Origin of the sequence: Mesorhizobium sp. BAC0120 (assembly GCF_033542235.1) — a bacterium.
GTDB lineage: Bacteria > Pseudomonadota > Alphaproteobacteria > Rhizobiales > Rhizobiaceae > JAWRCU01.
Genome location: NZ_JAWRCU010000002.1, coordinates 192,716 through 210,606, shown reverse-complemented (window position 1 = coordinate 210,606; position 17,891 = coordinate 192,716). Strand labels below are relative to the sequence as shown.

At 61.2% G+C, this 17,891-nt stretch carries 12 protein-coding genes; 4 read left to right on the top strand and 8 right to left on the bottom strand.

From position 1 onward, the window contains the following. Window positions 1-67: 67 nt before the first annotated feature. The 5 genes from SAZ10_RS04475 to SAZ10_RS04455 form a co-directional block, all read right to left on the bottom strand. Window positions 68-3,979, bottom strand: a complete 3,912-nt coding sequence (locus SAZ10_RS04475) for a GH36-type glycosyl hydrolase domain-containing protein (protein ID WP_412535170.1) — start codon at window positions 3,977-3,979, stop codon at window positions 68-70. Between the two features lie 65 nt (window positions 3,980-4,044). After that, the gene (locus tag SAZ10_RS04470) at window positions 4,045-4,614 is read right to left on the bottom strand and encodes a histidine phosphatase family protein (RefSeq protein WP_318607978.1); all 570 of its coding nucleotides are present in this window, start codon (window positions 4,612-4,614) and stop codon (window positions 4,045-4,047) included. 147 nt (window positions 4,615-4,761) lie between these two features. Continuing rightward, window positions 4,762-5,778, bottom strand: a complete 1,017-nt coding sequence (locus tag SAZ10_RS04465) for a class I fructose-bisphosphate aldolase (protein ID WP_318607977.1) — start codon at window positions 5,776-5,778, stop codon at window positions 4,762-4,764. A 222-nt stretch (window positions 5,779-6,000) separates the two neighbouring features. Next, window positions 6,001-7,695, bottom strand: coding sequence for an ABC transporter ATP-binding protein/permease (locus tag SAZ10_RS04460; protein WP_318607975.1), 1,695 nt, complete (start codon window positions 7,693-7,695; stop codon window positions 6,001-6,003). A gap of 190 nt (window positions 7,696-7,885) precedes the next feature. Then, window positions 7,886-8,818 carry an L-lactate dehydrogenase gene (locus SAZ10_RS04455; protein ID WP_318607974.1) on the bottom strand — a complete coding sequence of 311 codons (933 nt, stop codon included), beginning with the start codon at window positions 8,816-8,818 and terminating at the stop codon, window positions 7,886-7,888. A gap of 284 nt (window positions 8,819-9,102) precedes the next feature. On the opposite strand from SAZ10_RS04455, the gene SAZ10_RS04450 reads away from it, so the two are divergent. The 4 genes from SAZ10_RS04450 to SAZ10_RS04435 all read left to right on the top strand — a co-directional run bounded on the left by SAZ10_RS04450 (window position 9,103) and on the right by SAZ10_RS04435 (window position 14,949). Beyond that, complete coding sequence (locus SAZ10_RS04450) at window positions 9,103-11,568, top strand: phosphoketolase (protein ID WP_412535158.1); 2,466 nt, start codon at window positions 9,103-9,105, stop codon at window positions 11,566-11,568. A gap of 82 nt (window positions 11,569-11,650) precedes the next feature. Beyond that, window positions 11,651-12,979, top strand: a complete 1,329-nt coding sequence (locus SAZ10_RS04445; RefSeq protein ID WP_318607973.1) for a glucoamylase family protein — start codon at window positions 11,651-11,653, stop codon at window positions 12,977-12,979. A 315-nt stretch (window positions 12,980-13,294) separates the two neighbouring features. Further along, the gene (locus SAZ10_RS04440; protein WP_318607972.1) at window positions 13,295-13,936 is read left to right on the top strand and encodes a DUF47 domain-containing protein; all 642 of its coding nucleotides are present in this window, start codon (window positions 13,295-13,297) and stop codon (window positions 13,934-13,936) included. A gap of 8 nt (window positions 13,937-13,944) precedes the next feature. Further along, a complete protein-coding gene (locus SAZ10_RS04435) occupies window positions 13,945-14,949 on the top strand; it encodes an inorganic phosphate transporter (protein ID WP_318607971.1) in 1,005 nt (334 codons plus the stop codon). 15 nt (window positions 14,950-14,964) lie between these two features. On the opposite strand, the gene SAZ10_RS04430 is transcribed toward SAZ10_RS04435, so the two are convergent. From SAZ10_RS04430 to SAZ10_RS04420, 3 genes are all read right to left on the bottom strand, one after another. Next, the gene (locus SAZ10_RS04430; RefSeq protein ID WP_318607970.1) at window positions 14,965-15,426 is read right to left on the bottom strand and encodes an NUDIX hydrolase; all 462 of its coding nucleotides are present in this window, start codon (window positions 15,424-15,426) and stop codon (window positions 14,965-14,967) included. Window positions 15,427-16,168: 742 nt separating this feature from the next. Then, window positions 16,169-17,344 carry a zinc-dependent alcohol dehydrogenase gene (locus tag SAZ10_RS04425; protein WP_318607969.1) on the bottom strand — a complete coding sequence of 392 codons (1,176 nt, stop codon included), beginning with the start codon at window positions 17,342-17,344 and terminating at the stop codon, window positions 16,169-16,171. 290 nt (window positions 17,345-17,634) lie between these two features. Then, window positions 17,635-17,874: a hypothetical protein gene (locus SAZ10_RS04420; RefSeq protein WP_318607968.1), complete on the bottom strand. Its 240-nt coding sequence runs from the start codon at window positions 17,872-17,874 to the stop codon at window positions 17,635-17,637. Between the last annotated feature and the right edge of the window lie 17 nt (window positions 17,875-17,891).

Here is a 17,891-nt window from a genome sequence, read left to right as displayed (position 1 = left end):
GATGGCCCAGGAGAACCTCCTGCAACGCCCCGGGGGGCCTGGGTACTGTCAGGCGTCCATGATAACATCAGTAGCCAATTGCGACGCGAACATCGTGGGTCAGCCCGTCGGCATTGAGCCCTATGCTCCCGTCTGCCGAAAGGATTCCGTCCACGGTGACGGACAGAACTCCTCGGCCGACCTTCTTCGAGTTGTCGAAACGGATGCGGTAGGTCGCCGATCCATATTTGTAGTTCAGCTCATAACCCGGCCAGCTCGCCGGAATGCAGGGCTCGAACCGCAGCGTCCGGTCCTGCCGTCGAAGACCAAGGATGGCCTCAAGCGCTGCCCGATACAGCCAGCTGGCCGAACCGGTGTACCATGACCAGCCTCCGCGTCCCGTATGCGGCGGCGCGCCATATACGTCGGCGGTGACCACATAGGGTTCCACCTTGTAGTGTTCGACTTGTTCTCTCGTCGATGTATGGGAGATCGGATTGATCAGGTTCCAGAGATTGAAGGCGCGATCGCCGTCGCCCAGCAGCGCAGCCGCCCAGACCACCCAGGTGGCCGCATGCGTGTATTGGCCGCCATTTTCGCGGATGCCGGGAACGTAGCCCTTGATGTAACCCGGGGATAGCGAGCCTTTGTCGAAGGGCGGCTCGAAAAGCGCGATCAGCCCGTCCTTTTCGCGAACAAGCCTTTCGTAGACCGAGTTCATCGCCGTCGAAGCCCGGTCCGCATTGGCCTCTCCGGAGATGACAGCCCACGCCTGCGGGATGGCATCGATCTGGCATTCGTCGTTCTGAGACGACCCGAGCGGAGTACCGTCGTCGAAATAGGCTCGGCGATACCAGGCGCCATCCCAGGCATCGGCCTCCAGGGCCGTGCGTAAGCTTGCTGTCCGTTCGCGGCACCAGGCAGCGCGGCTTTCGTCACCACGGGACGCCGAAATCTCGGCAAACGATTTCAAGACCGTGAGGAAGAACCAGCCGTTCCAGACGCTTTCGCCCTTCCCTTCGGCGCCGACCTTGTTCATGCCGTCGTTCCAGTCGCCTGTTCCCATCAGCGGCAGACCGTGGCGGCCCAATCGAAAACCATGTTCCAGCGCGCGTATGCAATGCTCGTAGACGGTGCCCGTCTCTTCGCTGATTTTTGGTTTGTTGAAGTCCTCTTCCTGGTCCTTCTTCAGCACCGGTGACTCGATGAAGGGTACCTCCACATCGAGCAACGGAACGTCGCCGGTGATCGTGACGTAGTGGTAAACGACAAAAGGCAGGAAATACAGGTCGTCCGTCATGCGCGTGCGCACTCCGATGCCGGATGGCGGATGCCACCAGTGCTGGACGTCGCCCTCCCTGAATTGACGAGCCGCCGCCCGCAAGATGTGCGAGCGGGTTTCGTCCGGCGCACTGTGGACCAGCGCCATCACATCCTGAAGCTGGTCCCTGAAGCCATATGCCCCACCGGACTGGTAGTTGCCGGTGCGCGCCCAGACACGGCAGGCCAGGACCTGGTACGGCAGCCAACGGTTCACCATGAAGTTCAGGCCGATGTCCGGAGTCGAGACCTGGACTGCATTCAGAATGTCTTCCCACCGGGAGGATATGGCAGCGAAAGATCGGCGCGCGCTCCCAGGCTCGGCATGGTCGCGAACAAGTCCGCGGACATGGTCGAGATCGGCACCCTGTCCAAGTACAAAGACGACCTCCTTGCTCTCGCCGGGTGCCAGGGAAACGTCTACCATCAGCGCCGCGCAAGGATCCTGCAGGGCACCGAACCTTTCCGCCAGCGCGGTCCGCGCCAATGCTGCCGGCCGAAACACGGAGCCGTATTTGCCAAGGAATTCTGCACGGTCGGAAGTGGCTGAGCTTGCAGGCTGGCTGGCGGCCGCAAATGCGAGCTTTCCAGCAAAATCACCGCCCCAGCTGTTGCGCGCCACGATAGCTCCCGTTTCGGCATCGCGTTCGCAGACGATCTGCATCGCGGCGTCTTCACGTTGTGTCCCCAGCACCCACTCGGCGAAATACGTTGCCGATAAGTGGCGGGTTCGGGTTCCATTATTGGTCAATTCAACGCGCAGGATCTTGACCGCGTCCTGAGGCGGGACATGCACCGTCAACTCCTGATGCAGATGCCGGCTACTGTTTTCGTAGATGCTGTAACCCTGACCGTGGCGGACGGTTACGATTGCCGGATGCCCGAGCGGCAAGGGCGTCGGCGTCCAAACCTCGCCGGTTTCTTCGTCCCTGAGGTAAATGACCTCGCCGGGCGTGTCGGAAACCGGATCGTTCGACCAGGGCGTCAGCCGGTTCATCTGGCTGTTGTCCGCCCAGCTGTAACCAAGCCCGGCTTCGCTCGCAAGGCAACCAAAACTAGGGTTTGCGATGACGTTGGTCCAAGGTGCCGGCGGCAGCGCCGGGGCCTGTGCGTCATGGCAGTCCACCACCACGACATATTCGCTTCCGTCATGTGTAAAGCCGCCGAACCCGTTCCAGTACAGCAGATCCTCGACCGTAACGGCAGCAGGTTCGGTGGGAACCTCGGTCGCTCGAGCCCCGGATATCTGTGGGGGAAGCGATGAGACTGAGCGCTGCCGATCAAGTTGATCGGCAAGCGAGCCCGATTTGCTCGACAAGACGATATTGGCGACGGCCGCGATGGTGTCCACATGATCAGCCGGGGCGGTGGCCCCGGACAGGACAAAAATGCCTCCTGGCTTGCCGACGAGTTCGCCTTCCGGGCCGGCTTGCAGCTTTGTCGTCAATCGCTTGGCACTACTGGAGCCACGGGCGTCGAACAGGACAAGGTCAAATTGCAAACCCCGGCGGCAGCTGAAGCCATGCGCCGCCGTCATGTCGCGAACCACTGCGTCGTCGCCGTCATTATCGATGCCGACCAGGACGATCGGCAGATCGCCGGAAATTCCGTGGGACCACAAATCCCCCCGATCCAGCAGATCTTTCTTGGAGTGAATCGTCTGCCGAACGACGGGATTTGCGAATGCAATGCTCCCGGCCAGACGGTTGAACAGGGCGACCTGGTCAGCGGTGAACTTCAGGTCGCGGAGCTCGGCTCGATAGTTCTTGAGCGCCTCAGAGAATGTTTCATCGACAGCATCGAAACGCGAATACCGCTCGGCGATTGCCTTGACGGCGAGTTGGTCGTCGGCGGCTCCGGTCGCGAAGGCCACCCGCGCAGTAGCACCAGGTTCCAGATGGAGCGTCCGCCGCAGACAGAAGACCGGATCGAGTACGGGACCTGTCGTGTTGGAAAGGGCCGCGCCGGCATCACATGCCGCTGGATTCGCCACCGTACGGCCACGTCCAAGAAATCTGAGCCGATCGGTCTCATATCCGACGACTTCGCCGGCCTCTTGGCTGGATGACGAAACATGAACCGCCCAAATTGGTTTTTGGTCTGCAGCGCGCGGTCTGCGACGCGCAAAGAGGGCGCCTGTATCATTTTCGTAGCGTGTTTCCACAAAGAGCTTGGCAAATGCCGGATGCGCTCTGTCCGCGCGACGATTGTTGAGGCAGACCTCGGAATAGCTGGTGAATTCGAGGCTGCGCCGACGCCCGCCATGGTTGGTGACGGTCAGTGCGCGCACTTCTGCGTCGACATCAGGTGCGACACAGACATTCCAAGCGATGTCGATGTCTTCGGCGCGACACCGGAACTCCGCCCTATCTCCATGAAAAGCGTGCCCGTAATTGTTTGCGGGCCGGAAAGCCGGCTGCTTGCCGATGGACCAGCACGTGTTGTCGGCCAGATCTCGGACAAAGCAAAACTGCCCCCAGCAATCCCTTGTGGCATCCTCCCGCCACCGAGTGACGTCAAGGTCTCGCAACTTGCTCCAGCCGCTACCTGCATCGGTGACCATGACACTGTAGCGACCGTTGGAGAGCAAGCTGATAGCGGGTGCCTGATCCATCAGTTCGTTCGCCGTGGCGGGCGCGCTACCGCGTTTGGCCAATTTTTCCATCGCCGTCTTCCCTATTCAAACGACAGCCCCGACTCATCCAGCCTCAGCCAGTCCATGGTGGTCGGCCTTCCAACAGGCTGCTAACCGGCAAGGTGTCCATTCCAGATCCTGACTGCGGGAATCTCGTGGTAGTGGGCGAGAACGCTCACAGTACCCGTATCCAAGAGAAAGTGCTGTCCGGCATGCGGTGGCAGCCCGAGCCATCGCGCCCCCAGCACGCGCAGCACATGTCCGTGCGCGAAAAGGGCGACATCGCCGTCCGCAGCCCGCGCCCGGGCCAGGATGCGATCCACCCGAGCACCGACTTGGGCTGCCGTCTCGCCGCCCGGGCATCCATCCCGGAAAATCAGCCAGTCCGGCCTCTTCGCCTGGATTTCCTTGGGCGTCAGCCCTTCGTATTCGCCGTAGTTCCATTCCATCAGGTCCGGGTCGACGATGGCTCCCTCGCCAAGCCCCGCCAAACCGCAAGTCTCCCGTGCCCGCTGCAGCGGGCTTACGAGAACGAGCGCGAAGTTGTGCCTGGCCAGCACGGCCCGCATCCGTTCCGCCTGTCGTCGTCCATTGTCGGTCAGGGCGATGTCTGTCGTGCCGGTGTGGTGCCCGCTCTGGCTCCACTCGGTCTCCCCATGCCTGATTACGAACACGCTCACGTCCAGCTCTCCCGGCTTAGACGTTGTCGGTTTTCCCGCAGCAATTCAGGGAGGCGCGGCTTGACGCATTCCCTGGTAAGGCGCTTCTCGAGCAGGGCTGTCATCGACGCCGCCATGCCGGCCGCGACGGGAAATGACCAACCCCGATCAGGCCGCCTCCATCTCGGCAGTGTACTTCCCAAGGCAGGCCGCCCCGTTGCAGTGAGCCCGGCGGTAAAGCGCCTCCTGACCCATCCTCAGTGTCTCTTCGCGGCCCTGCCACGCCTCCATTGCCGGGTCCTGGAGCGCACGCCCATAGGAGAAAGTGATCTTCCAGGGCTTGGGCCCGGGCAGTCGGTTGATGGCATTAAGATGGGCAGTGGCCGCCAGCTGGTCCTGGCCGCCCGATAGAAACACGATGCCGGGCACCGCAACGGGCACGTGACGCCTGAGGCAGCGGAGAGTAGCGACGGCGACCTCCTCGACGGAAGCTGCCCGAGGGCATTTCTCGCCCGCGATCACCATGTTGGGCTTGAGCAGCATGGACTCCAGCACCACCCGCTGCTCGAACAGGGCATTGAACACTGCGTGGAGGACCGCGCCGGTGACTTCTTCGCAGCGCTCGATCGTGTGCGACCCGTCCATCAACACTTCCGGCTCCACAATCGGCACGAGATCCTGCTCCTGGCAAAGCGCGGCGTATCGCCCGAGAGCATGAGCGTTTGCACTCACGCATGCGACGCTCGGCAGAGCGTCGGCAATGCGAATTACGGCCCGCCACTTGGCGAAGCGGGCGCCCATAGAACGGTATTCCGAGAGGCGATCCCGCAATCCGTCGAGCCCTTCGGTCACCTTCTCGTCCGGCGAGCCGGCAAGAGGCTTCGCGCCCGTGTCGACCTTGATGCCGGGAAATATCCCTTGGCTCGAGAGCACCTCCGCGAAAGGCGTTCCGTCGGAGCTCTCTTGGCGGATGGTCTCGTCATACATGATGACGCCGCTGATGAACTCGGCAGCCCCCTTGGAGGTGAACAGCATTTCCCGGTAGGCCCGCCTAGTTTCTTCAGTGGATCGGATTCCGAGTGCGTCGAACCGCTTGGTCAAGGTCGGGACCGTCTCGTCCGCCGCGAGAATGCCTTTCCCGTCAGCAACCAGCGCCGCTGCCGTGCTCGCCAGTTCGTGGGTCATCGAGGAGCCCTCCCGATCGTGCTCCACCAGCCCTCCGGTCAAAAAATATCATCATTCGCGGGATCAGAACCAGCTTTGGATAAAGAAGTTACTGTAAGTTCGGGGGTCGGATTAGGCACTCGCAGGGAGTGGTCGAGCAGTTTTCGGGAGTAGCCGGCAACTGGTGGGCGCCCGCCAACAGGATTATGACCTGCTCACGCTGGCACCTGGGTTGCCAAAAGCTCAGGCAGGAGTCTCAGTCCAGGTCCATCCACCGTCCTCGCTGAACTCGAGAACCGCGCTGTAGATACCACGCGCTTCGTGGGGCTCACCGTTGTTGACGCAGGTAATCGAACGCTCGGAAAGCAGCTGCAGTGTTTTGCGGAGTTGCTGGGGACCGAGGGTCGCGTCGACCCGATCCAGGAACACGAAGCGCGGCGCGGCAAGCATCGCTCCCGCAAGGGCCAGAAGCTGCTGCTCGGTCAGCGACAGGGAAGTCGCCCAGGCTTGCTCCCCATCCAGTCCGCCTGCCCTGCTCACGAGTTCCTCGATACCGAGCTCGCGCAACACGCCGAGAATTCGGTCGTCCGACATGTCGCTTGCCTTCTCCGGGCGCACCAGGATCCCACGCAAGGTACCCGGCGGCAGATAGGGCCGTTGCGCGAGAAAAGCGAGATCGCCGGACCTGGGCCGAATGATGCGCCCTGCGCCCGGGGTCGGAATGCCCGCGGTCGCTCTGAACAAAGCCGTTCCCGGGGCCTTGTTCGGTCCTGCGAGCAAGACGTGTCCCCCGCCCGGGATCGACACTGACAAACTCTTGATGAGAGGGGGCCCATCCCTCGATGACAGCAGGGTCAGCCCTTGGTAAGTCAAAGACCCTTCTCGCTCGACGATTTCGATGGTCGAACCAGCGCTCGGGGTAGCCGGTGCTTTTTCGATGGCCTCTATCAGCGAACTGATCCGCGCGACTACCGCTGCGAAGTTCGAGATCGACTGGAATTGGGTGACGATCAGCGAAAACGCGCCCACAAGTACGGCGAATGCCGCGGCGGACTGGGTGATCACACCGAACTCGATCTCGCCTTTTATAAATGCCGGAGCAACGATCAGGGCCGGGATGATCTGGATCAGCCAATTATAGCCGGTGGTGAAGAATCCCACGTTGCGATTGATGGAAGTAATTCGGCGAAAATTCGCGACCAGATCTTCGAGCCTGGTCAACAACAGCCCTTTCTGCCGCTCCTCGTCCCTCGCCAGCAGGATCGGCTCGGCACTTTCCCGAACATGAATGAGCCCGGAACGGAAGCTAGCCTCCTTGTCGAGCTGATCGTAGTTCAGATTGATCAGCGGCCGCCCGAGGGCGATCGTCAGATAGGAGCCGCAAGCCGCATAGAGGACGGCTACAACGAACAGCAAAGGATTGATCGACCACAGCACGCCGGAAAAGGTCAGTACCGTGAGACTGCTGTTGAACACCATCAGAACAAAGGAGAGCGTGGTGATCGTGAAGGTGCGAACGTCATCCGCCATCCGCTGGTCGGGATGGGTAAGCTGCCCCGAGGCGTCCAGACGGTAGTAGGTCCCGTCAGCGAGATAGACCGTGACCGCGCGCCGGGTTATGAACTCGCGCCAAAGCAGCGCCAGCCGCTCTTCGGCAAATCGGGCGAAGACCCCGACAAGCGTCAAAGCAGCGAACACGCCAAGATACAGTATCGCCAGCCGGATGAATGCGTCAGTCTGGCGGTCAGCGATCGCTGTCATGAAATTGCGGCCGACGTAGCTGTTGACCACGTTCAGGCCGCTCAGACCGCACAGCAGGGCGAAGAGGCCGCCAGCCATGAATTTGGCCCGCCCGCCGACCTCCGAGCTCGCAAAATTTCGAACTGCGCGCACGAAGCGGGCCCAGGTCACCTTGAGCGGAACCCGTTGCCGATCCATTTCATCCCTCCCCGCGAGTGAGACAGCCTGCGACTTCGTCGGACGCGCAGCCCGCGCGTCCCGGGAGCCAGATCCATCGCCTTGGTCTTGCGGTTTCCGCCCGGCTCGGGTCGCCTGCAGCGGTGGAGTCGGATAGCCCTAGGCCGACATAGCCCCCATCAGTGACGAACCAACTCATCGCTACTTCAGCTCAGAGCGTCATCGAATCCAGGAGACCGTGCAGCAGCGATGCGCTTCGGTAGAGCGCCGCATGCTCCTGGGCGTCGAGATCGGGGAAGAGCTCTGCGGTGATGCCCCGGCGTCCCACGACGCGAGGGACCGACAGGGCCACATCTCGAACTCCCTCGACGTTCTCCGTGACGATCGAGACGGTGAAAACGGCATGCTCATCCTGCCGTATCGCACCGACGATCCGCGCCAGGCCTGCCCCGATGCCGTAGTAGGTGGAGCCCTTCCCCTTGACGATTGTGTAGGCGGCGTTTCTGGTCTTGTTGTCGATCTCTGCCTGCACTGCCTCCGTGATCGGCGCGCCGACTTGTGCTCCGAAGCCAGCAAGGGGAACCGAGCCCACGCGCGCGCATGACCAGGCCAATACCTGGCTGTCGCCATGCTCGCCCAGCACATAGGCGTGAACGGACCGGGGCGAGACATTCAAATGTGCGCCGAGCAGGCTGCGAAACCGCGCGGTATCAAGGATCGTGCCCGATCCGATCACGCGACGTGCCGGCAGGCCTGAGATCGTCCTGGCTATTTGCGTCATGATGTCCACCGGGTTCGACGCGATCAGCAGGATCGCATCGGGGCAGACACGCATGATCTCGGCAATGACCTCGCGGAACACTGTGGCGTTGCGCCCAAGCAGGTCAATTCTTGTCTCGCCGGGCCGCTGCGCGACGCCTGCGGCGATGATGACTACACCGGCATTTCGAAGGCGGTCGTAGTCCCCGCTCGTAACCGCGGTGCCGGAAGCAAAGGGCATTGCGTGAGCGATGTCGAGGGCGTGCGCTTCTGCCAAAGCCGGATCGAGGTCGACCAGCACGATCTCGCTCGCCACGCCACGCAATCCCATGGCATATGCCGCGGCACTGCCCACCATGCCTGATCCGACAATTCCGACTTTCAACCACCACCTCCCGTGAGCGGCAGCTTGAATTCGACTTCTCAGCTCTATTACTGTGGCATGGAGCGCCGGCCAAAGATGCAATTCCCCGCGATCGCGCCCCGATCTTACACGATCTTACGGGCGCTGAGGGTAAGACAGGAATAAGCTATCGCTCGGGCTTCAGGGAGAGCGGGCATTCGTGTCGATCGATGCCCGACAAAGCCTCCCGACAGGACATTGGGCTTGGGGTCCTGGTTTTCGACGGATTCATGTGAACGGCCTCGATCCGGACAGAGGAGTGACCCATGGCTTCAATCACCGCTGAAACACCCCAGAAGCGTGCGACCCCCAAAACCCAACCGGCTGCCGGTCCGCTGTCGGCGACCGAATTGCAGGCGATGGATGCCTACTGGCGCGCTTCGAACTACCTGTCGGTCGGGCAGATCTACCTCCTCGACAACCCGCTGCTGAAGGAGCCCTTGAAGCGCGAGCACATCAAGCCGCGGCTGCTCGGCCACTGGGGCACGTCGCCGGGCTTGAACATGCTCTATGTCCACCTGAACCGGGTCATCAAGCGCGACGACCTCGACATGATCTACATCATCGGCCCGGGGCATGGCGGGCCATCGCTGGTTGCCCACGCCTACCTGGAAGGGACCTACAGCGAGGTCTATCCGAACATCGGGCAGGACGCGGAGGGCATGAAGCGGCTGTTCAAGCAGTTCAGTTTCCCGGGCGGCATCCCCAGCCACGTTGCTCCCGAGACGCCCGGCAGCATCCATGAAGGCGGCGAGCTCGGCTATGCCTTGAGCCATGCCTACGGTGCCGCATTCGACAATCCGGACCTGATCGTAGCCTGCATCGTCGGCGATGGCGAAGCCGAGACCGGGCCACTCGCAACCGGATGGCAGGGAAACAAGTTCCTGAATCCGGCGCGCGACGGCTGCGTGCTCCCGATCCTTCACCTCAACGGATACAAAATTGCCAATCCGTGCTTCCTCGCCCGCATCCCGAAGGACGAATTGCAGAAATTCTTCGAGGGCATGGGGTACGCGCCCTACTTCGTCGAAGGGCGCGATCCGGCGAAGGTCCACCAGGAATTGGCAGAGGTGCTCGACAAGGCGGTGGCGGAAATCAAGCGCATCTGGGCTGACGCACGAAAAGGAGGCAACCTCAAACGCCCAGCCTGGCCAATGATCGTCTTTCGCACGCCGAAGGGCTGGACCTGCCCCCCTGAAATCGATGGCAAGAAGACCGAGGACTATTGGCGCTCGCACCAGGTGCCGATGGGCGACATGGATAAGCCCGAGCATGTCAAAATTCTCGAAAAGTGGATGAAGAGCTACCGTCCGGAGGAGCTGTTCGACGCCGACGGCCGGTTCAAATCCGATTTGGCATCGCTGGCTCCAACCGGTCACCGGAGAATGAGCGACAACCCGCATGCCAATGGCGGGTTGTTGCTTCGCGATCTGAAGATGCCGGACTTCCGCGACTATGCGGTGGAGGTGACCAGCCCGGGTGCAACAACCGCCGAGTCGGCCAGGGCGATGGGCAAGTTCCTCCGGGATGTCATGAAGTTGAACCTGGACAACAAGAACTTCCGCCTGTTCAGCCCGGACGAGAACAACTCCAATCGCTGGCAGGACGTGCTCGAGGTCACCGACCGTTGCTACATGGCCGAAATCTACCCCGAGGACGATCATCTCGCGCCGGACGGCCGGGTCATGGAAGTGCTCAGCGAGCATCAGTGTCAAGGCTGGCTAGAGGGCTATCTGCTCACAGGCCGGCACGGCTTCTTCTCGTGCTACGAAGCCTTCATCCACATCATCGATTCGATGTTCAACCAGCACGCGAAGTGGCTGAAGGTCTGTCACGAAATACCCTGGCGGCGTTCGATCGCCTCGCTCAACTATTTCCTGAGCTCCCATGTCTGGCGGCAGGACCATAACGGGTTCAGTCACCAGGACCCGGGGTTCATCGACCACGTCGTCAACAAGAAGGCGGACGTCATCCGGGTCTATCTGCCGCCGGACGCGAATACGCTCTTGTCAGTGACTGACCATTGCCTGCGCAGCCGCGACTACATCAACGTCGTCGTTGCCGGCAAGCAGCCCGCGCCACAGTGGCTCACGATGGATCAGGCGGTGAAGCACTGCACGGCGGGTCTCGGCATCTGGGAGTGGGCCAGCAACGACATGGGCTCCGAGCCCGACGTGGTGATGGCATGCTGCGGAGACGTGCCGACCCTGGAGACGCTGGCCGCGGTGGAATTGCTTCGCAAACACCTGCCGGAACTGAAGGTGCGGGTCGTCAATGTCGTGAATCTGATGAAGCTGCAGCCGGAGAAGGAACATCCGCACGGGCTTTCGGACCGCGATTTCGACGCGCTATTCACGAAGGACAAGCCGATCATATTCGCCTTCCACGGCTATCCCTGGCTGATCCATCGTCTGACCTACCGACGGACCAACCACCCCAACCTGCACGTCCGCGGCTACAAGGAAGAAGGAACGACGACGACTCCGTTCGATATGGTGGTGCTGAACGACCTCGACCGGTTCCATCTGGCTGAAGACGTGATCGATCGCCTGCCGCAGCTCGGAGCGCGCGCCGCCTATTTCAAGCAGGCCATCCACGAGAAGCTGATCGATCACCGGCAATATATCGAAAAGCACGGCGACGACATGCCGGAGATCAGCGGATGGAAGTGGGGCGTCAAGGGTAAGGCGCCCGCCTCCCGCAGAACTTCGACGGAGGCGGACAACATTTGAACCGCGTTCCAACTAAGCGAATCGCGCGGCTCCGTGACGGCGGAGTTCCGCGCGATCTCCCCTTGTTTCCCCACTGACGGCGATGCCCGAAACCCTGTCGACCGACGCCGAGCTGCACAGGCTGCCGACCAGCGAAGATCTCGCACGCCTGCAGTTCAGCACCGTGCTGTACTATCTGCACGAAACGAACCCGGACAACGGCCTGGTTCGGGACAAGACGGAACCGAATACTCCGGCAAGCATTGCTGCGAACGGGATGGCGCTGGCGACAATCCCCATCATCGTGGAGCGCGGGGTAATTATTCGCAAATTCGCTGCGAAGATTACCCGCAGGCGATTGCAGTATCTGTTGGAGCTTCCGCAAGGACCCGAGCCGGACGCCTCCGGATACAAGGGCTTCTTCTATCATTTCCTGGACATCGAAACGGGTCGCCGCGTCTGGCAGTGCGAGCTGTCGACGATCGACTCAGCGTTTCTGTTCGCAGGCGCACTGACAGTCGCGGCCTACTTCGATCGAGACACGCCGGAAGAGGCCGAAATTCGTCAACTCGCCACCGAGCTCTATGAGCGTGCCGACTGGAACTGGGCGTGCGACGGCGGCGTGACGCTCACCCATGGCTGGCGCCCGGAAAGCGGCTTCATACCGCACCGCTACAGTGGCTACGATGAAGGCCTGCTGCTCTATTTTCTGGGCCTGGGATCGCCGACCCATCCGTTGCCGCCCGAGAGCTACCCTGCCTACACCGAAACATACGAGTGGAAAGAGATCTACGGCCGCGAGCTGCTCTATTCGGGTCCGCTCTTCACCCATCAGCTATCGCACATGTGGGTGGATTTCCGCGGCATCCGCGATGCCTTCATGCGGCAGCACGACAGCGACTATTTCGAGAACAGCCGGCAGGCGACTTTCGTGCAGCAGGAATACGCAATCCGCAACCCGATGAATTGGGCCGGCTACGGGGAACATTGCTGGGGGTTCACTGCTTGCGATGGGCCCGGCTGGATCACGCGGGAGGTTAACGGCGTCAAACGCGAGTTCTTCGACTACATCGCTCGCGGCGCTCCCTTCGGCCCCGACGATGGGACGGTGGCTCCTTGGGTTGTAGTCGCTTCGTTGCCCTTTGCGCCGGAGATCGTCATCCCGACGGCTCGCAACTTCGCCCGGCTGGACCTCGGCATGACGCGGCTCTACGGCTTCAAGCCGTCATTCAATCAGTCGTTTCCGGTCGAGGATAGCGCCACGGGGTGGTGGGTCACTCCCTATCACTTCGGCATCGACCAGGGGCCGGTCGTGCTGATGGTCGAAAACTACCGGACCGGCCTGCTTTGGGACATCATGCGACGTTGCCCGCCACTGGTGGCTGGCTTGCGCCGCGCAGGCTTCTCAGGGGGGTGGCTGGAGCGGTATTAGCTTCCCCGCTCTTTTCGAGCGCGGTTCAAAGGTGGTGGTCGCGAGTTGCTGCCCCCCCCTGCGCAGCCTGGTTCTCAAACCTTCATTCGGCCCAGCTTGCGAAGCCCGCAACCAGAACGGTTGCGTCGATCAAGACGTGCGGAATACCTTGTTCGCTCAACATCTCGCCCTCTCAGAGTTCCGCAGCGCGATCGCACACGCATCGGAGGGAGGTCCTCACCATCGCTGCACAGAAAAGCTTTGCCGGCACACGGAACTTCGCGCTACCAGCACTTGGTTTATGCATGTGCCGTCAACGGCGGAGGATGTTGTTCGATGATGGGATGGTTTCGCCGGCTTCTGCCGCGTGAGGATCGTTTCTTCGATCTCTTTTCACAGCACGCAGGAATTCTGGTGCTCGGCGCCAAAGCGTTGGAGCGGCTTTTGGCGTGCGATGACATCGAGGCCTGTTGCAAGGAAATCATATCGTTGGAAGAGCGCGCCGACGCCATCGCCGGCGAGGTTCTTCTCGCGACAAGGCGCAGCTTCATCACGCCTTTCGACCGCAGCGACATCAAAGACCTCATTCAGTCGATGGACGACGCGATCGACATGATGCGCAAGACGGTGAAGACCGTGACGCTGTTCGAGCAGCGCAGCTTCGACCCGCTCATGCGCGAGATGGCTTCCGCGATCGTGGAGGCTGCCAACTTGATATCTCAAGCCATTCCCCTCCTCGAACGCGCGAGTGCCAATTCGCAGCGACTCAGCGAGCTTGCCGAGGAAGTCGTACGCGTGGAGGAGCGGTCCGATGAACTCTACGACCGCGGGCTCAAAGAGCTTTTCCTGGCACATGGAGGCTCCAATCCGATGGCGTATCTGATCGGCAGTGAAATCTACGGAGAGCTCGAGAAGGTGGTTGATCGGTTCGAGGACGTTGCCGACGAGATCGGCGGCATCGTGCTCGAAAACGTGTAGGAGCCCCGATGGAGGCGACACTCGCGTTTCCGCTTCTTGTCGGGCTCATTGCTGTTGCTCTGGTCTTTGATCTTCTGAACGGCCTGCATGATTCGGCAAATTCCATCGCTACCATCGTTTCGACACGCGTGCTCAGGCCGCAATACGCCGTCTTCTGGGCAGCGTTCTTCAACTTCATTGCGTTCCTGTTTTTCGGATTGCACGTCGCAGAGACGCTCGGCACCGGTATTGTCAGTGCGAATGTCGTCGACCCGCGCGTGATCTTCGCGGCGCTCACCGGCGCAATCGTCTGGAACGTTCTCACCTGGCTTCTCGGGCTCCCTTCGAGCAGCTCCCACGCACTGATCGGGGGGCTGGTGGGAGCCGGCGTCGCCAAGGCAGGCATCGGGGCCATCGTCTGGCCGGGTCTTTTGAAGACATCGGCCGCGATCGTCATGTCACCTGCGATCGGCTTCTTCTTGGCGGTGCTCCTCGTCCTGGCCGTCTCATGGTTTTTCGTGCGCAGCACCCCCTTTGCCGTGGACCAGACCTTCAGGACGATGCAGTTCATCTCGGCGGCACTCTATTCCCTGGGTCACGGCGGCAACGACGCGCAGAAGACCATGGGCATCATTGCGGTGCTTCTCTATTCGCAGGGCCTGCTGGGCCCGGAATTCTACGTTCCCTTGTGGGTGGTGATTTCGTGCCAGCTCGCCTTGGCGCTTGGTACTTTGCTCGGCGGCTGGCGCATCGTTCACACGATGGGATCAAAAATAACTCGACTCAATCCGATGCAAGGCTTTTGCGCAGAGACGGGTGGAGCATTGACCCTGTTTGCCGCTACCTGGCTCGGCATTCCCGTCTCCACGACCCACACCATCACCGGCGCCATCGTGGGGGTCGGCAGCGCCAGGCGGACGACGGCGGTCAGGTGGGGAATAGCTGGCAACATCGTGGTCGCCTGGGTAATCACGATCCCGGCGACGGCCGCCATTTCCGCTGCTTGCTATGCTCTGGAGGGTATCGCGGGGTAATATCGCGTCAGCCTATTACTCCGCCGCCAGGTCTTGAGGTTGAAAGCCTGCCAGCAGGGAGACGAGTCCGGGTTCATCGACCAGGCTCGCGGCCTCATGACTGGTCAGCCACTTTCTTTGTCGCTGACGCCGCTCCTTCCAGTTGGATAGCTCAGTTTCTACCTCGAGGGCATAGACTGTTACATGTACTGGCACGAATGCGTTTTTCATGCGCTTCCAATATTGGTACGCGCCGATCGGCGTGGGATCGATGCGTCCAGTCACGCCAGCCTCCTGCTGGGCCTCGATAGCCGCAGCCTCTTGAGGAGTCTTGCCTTTCATCGTCCAACCCTTGGGAATAAGGAAACGACGCGTGTTCCTTGAGGTCAGCAAAAGGAATTCGACGGCTCCTGCGTACGGCCGGCGATACGGAAGTGCTGCAACCTGGTGGATCGGATGCCCCTTACGGGCAATTTTCTTTGCCTTCTTGGTCTTCATTTGCGGCCCGGATCATAAGCCGGCGAATGATTCGATCAAGGTCACGAATGCGTCATGGCGCAAGCGATCGATGCGAGCTGGCCCCCTTTGAAGCCGAAATCGCGGCTTCATGAGTTCGGATCGCCTGCGAAACCGCGATCCCCTTTATCCTACGCAACGAGGCCTTCTGATTTCGAGCATTGGCCGACTTGAATCGGAACTCATCGGCCCGCAGCAGCAGGAACCTGTGGCTGCGATTGTAGCTGACGCCCCCTCGGGAATCCACTGCGGTCGCTATAATCACGCCATTGCCGGGAGTTGCGAGCCCGGCTTGCGCTCAAGCTTTTGGCAACCAGGATATCGAGCACCGTCACGCCAAGCACCATGGCCAGGGCCAGTCCGACATTGTCACGCCTGGGATTCGGTCGACGCATCGCGCGCCGAAGTGTCGCAATGTCGAGTACGTCGCCCGCAACTCTGCTCCAAAGCCCGATATGCCTGTCTATAGAAAGCGAGAGAATGCCGCTCATGATCTCCCGCGCGCCATAAGCTCGCAGGAGCCCTTCCTGTCCTCGCATGCCCAAGCTGCGCGCCATGCGTCGCGAAGCGAACAATTCGGCGATTCCCAGGCCGATCCCAAACCAGCCGAGGTTGCGAGCCAGGCGGTCCCATCCAGTCAGAGAGCTTGGACCCGTTTTCAGGACCTTGGGGTCGCCTGCCGAGCGCGTAATGTTGGAGACAAGATTCATCTGCTTCTACCTCGCTACGGCTTCAGAACGACTTTGATGCAGCTGTCCTGCTTGTCGCGGAATACCTTGTACATCTCTGGTCCATCCGCCAGACGGGCGATATGGGTGATCACGAAGGACGGATCGATCTGGCCTTCCTCGATGCGTCTCAGCAGATCGTCGGTCCAGCGGTTCACATGGGTCTGCCCCATCCGGAAGGTGAGGCCCTTGTTCATGGCCTGGCCCATCGGGATCTTGTCGACGAGGCCGGTATAGACGCCCGGGATCGATATAATGCCGGCAGGGCGGCAGACATAGATCATCTCGCGCAGCACATGCGGCCGGTCGTTCTCCATGAGCATCATCTGCTTGGCGCGATCGTAAAGCGTGTCCGGCTGCCCGAAAGACACATGGCTTTCAGTGCCTATGGCATCGATGCACTTTTCGGGCCCCTTGCCATGGGTCAGCTCGTTCAACCGCTCGACGACGCTTTCCTGGTCGAAGTTGATCGTAATCGCACCGGCCGCTTCAGCCATCGAGAGTCGTTCAGGCAGGTGGTCGATTGCCACGACCTGCCTGGCACCTAGCAGGACGGCGCTGCGTATCGCCATCTGGCCGACGGGACCGCAACCCCAGACCGCGACGGTATCGGTCGGCTCGATGTCGCATTGAGCGGCCGCTTGCCATCCGGTCGGAAAGATGTCGCCCAGGAACAGCACTTGCTCGTCGGTCAGGCCTTCGGGCACCTTGACATGAGTCGTATCGGCGAATGGAACGCGTATGTACTCCGCCTGGCCGCCGGGATACCCCCCCGTAAGATGCGTATAGCCGAACAGGCCGGCGGTGGTGTGGCCGAACGCCTTTTCGGCGAGATTCTTCTTCCTGTTCGTCCGCTCGCAGACGGAGAAATTGCCGCGCCGGCACTGGTCGCATTCGCCGCAGATGATGGTGAAGGGTATGACGATCCGCTCACCCTTCTTCAGCCGCCCGTCGACACCCGAGCCGACCTCGACCACCTCCCCCATCATCTCGTGACCCATGATGTCCCCCGGCAGCATCGCGGGCACAAGATTATGGAAAAGGTGCAGGTCCGAGCCGCAAATGGCGCAACTCGTCACTCTGACGATGGCGTCGCGCGGGTCCTCGATCTCTGGATCCGAAACTATGTCACACCTGATGTCTTCCTTGCCGTGCCAAACCAATGCCCGCATGCTTAGCCTCCATCCATGGACGCAGCCGCCCCGCATCGAACTTCAGTCGACGCTGGCTGAACCGCTGTTCGACTGACCGATGCCAACAAGCGGGACTTCTCGTCTTTTCCCTCGGCAAGGGCCGGCATCGCCGTGATCTCGACGTGGAAGATCGGTACGGCGTGTGCAGTCGCGCCTAACGGTGCCCCGGGCGGCATTGTTCCTTCAGGAACAAACAATTTCGGTCGGCTGGATCACGAACTGACGAGGTCCCAGCCGCGGCTGGCAAAGGCAATCGCTGCGCGTCAAACCTACTTCCGTTTGCCTTGCTTGCTGACAGGAAACGTAGCGTCGCCATCTCGCTTGTCGGACAGCGGCCGAGGATTGGCACTGGCCATTCCATCATTCCCGGCACCATGACGCGATTGAACAAACTGCCCTTCCGCGTCACGCTCGACGTCCTCTTTGCCCGTGCCGTGCTGGTTGACTTGCTTGCCGATATGCTTCGGCGAGCCTTCTGCCGGGTCCTTCCCGCGATTGCCCTTCTGCATCTTTGCCTCCTGCGAAT

Bases quoted from the DNA above. Each gene is read 5' to 3' on its own strand.
- SAZ10_RS04460 (WP_318607975.1), bottom strand. From the start codon at position 7,695: ATGGATCGGCAACGGGTTCCGCTCAAGGTGACCTGGGCCCGCTTCGTG.
- SAZ10_RS04440 (WP_318607972.1), top strand. From the start codon at position 13,295: ATGATGGGATGGTTTCGCCGGCTTCTGCCGCGTGAGGATCGTTTCTTC.
- SAZ10_RS04465 (WP_318607977.1), bottom strand. From the start codon at position 5,778: ATGACCCACGAACTGGCGAGCACGGCAGCGGCGCTGGTTGCTGACGGG.
- SAZ10_RS04425 (WP_318607969.1), bottom strand. From the start codon at position 17,344: ATGCGGGCATTGGTTTGGCACGGCAAGGAAGACATCAGGTGTGACATA.
- SAZ10_RS04435 (WP_318607971.1), top strand. From the start codon at position 13,945: ATGGAGGCGACACTCGCGTTTCCGCTTCTTGTCGGGCTCATTGCTGTT.
- SAZ10_RS04420 (WP_318607968.1), bottom strand. From the start codon at position 17,874: ATGCAGAAGGGCAATCGCGGGAAGGACCCGGCAGAAGGCTCGCCGAAG.
- SAZ10_RS04430 (WP_318607970.1), bottom strand. From the start codon at position 15,426: ATGAAGACCAAGAAGGCAAAGAAAATTGCCCGTAAGGGGCATCCGATC.
- SAZ10_RS04445 (WP_318607973.1), top strand. From the start codon at position 11,651: ATGCCCGAAACCCTGTCGACCGACGCCGAGCTGCACAGGCTGCCGACC.
- SAZ10_RS04450 (WP_412535158.1), top strand. From the start codon at position 9,103: ATGGCTTCAATCACCGCTGAAACACCCCAGAAGCGTGCGACCCCCAAA.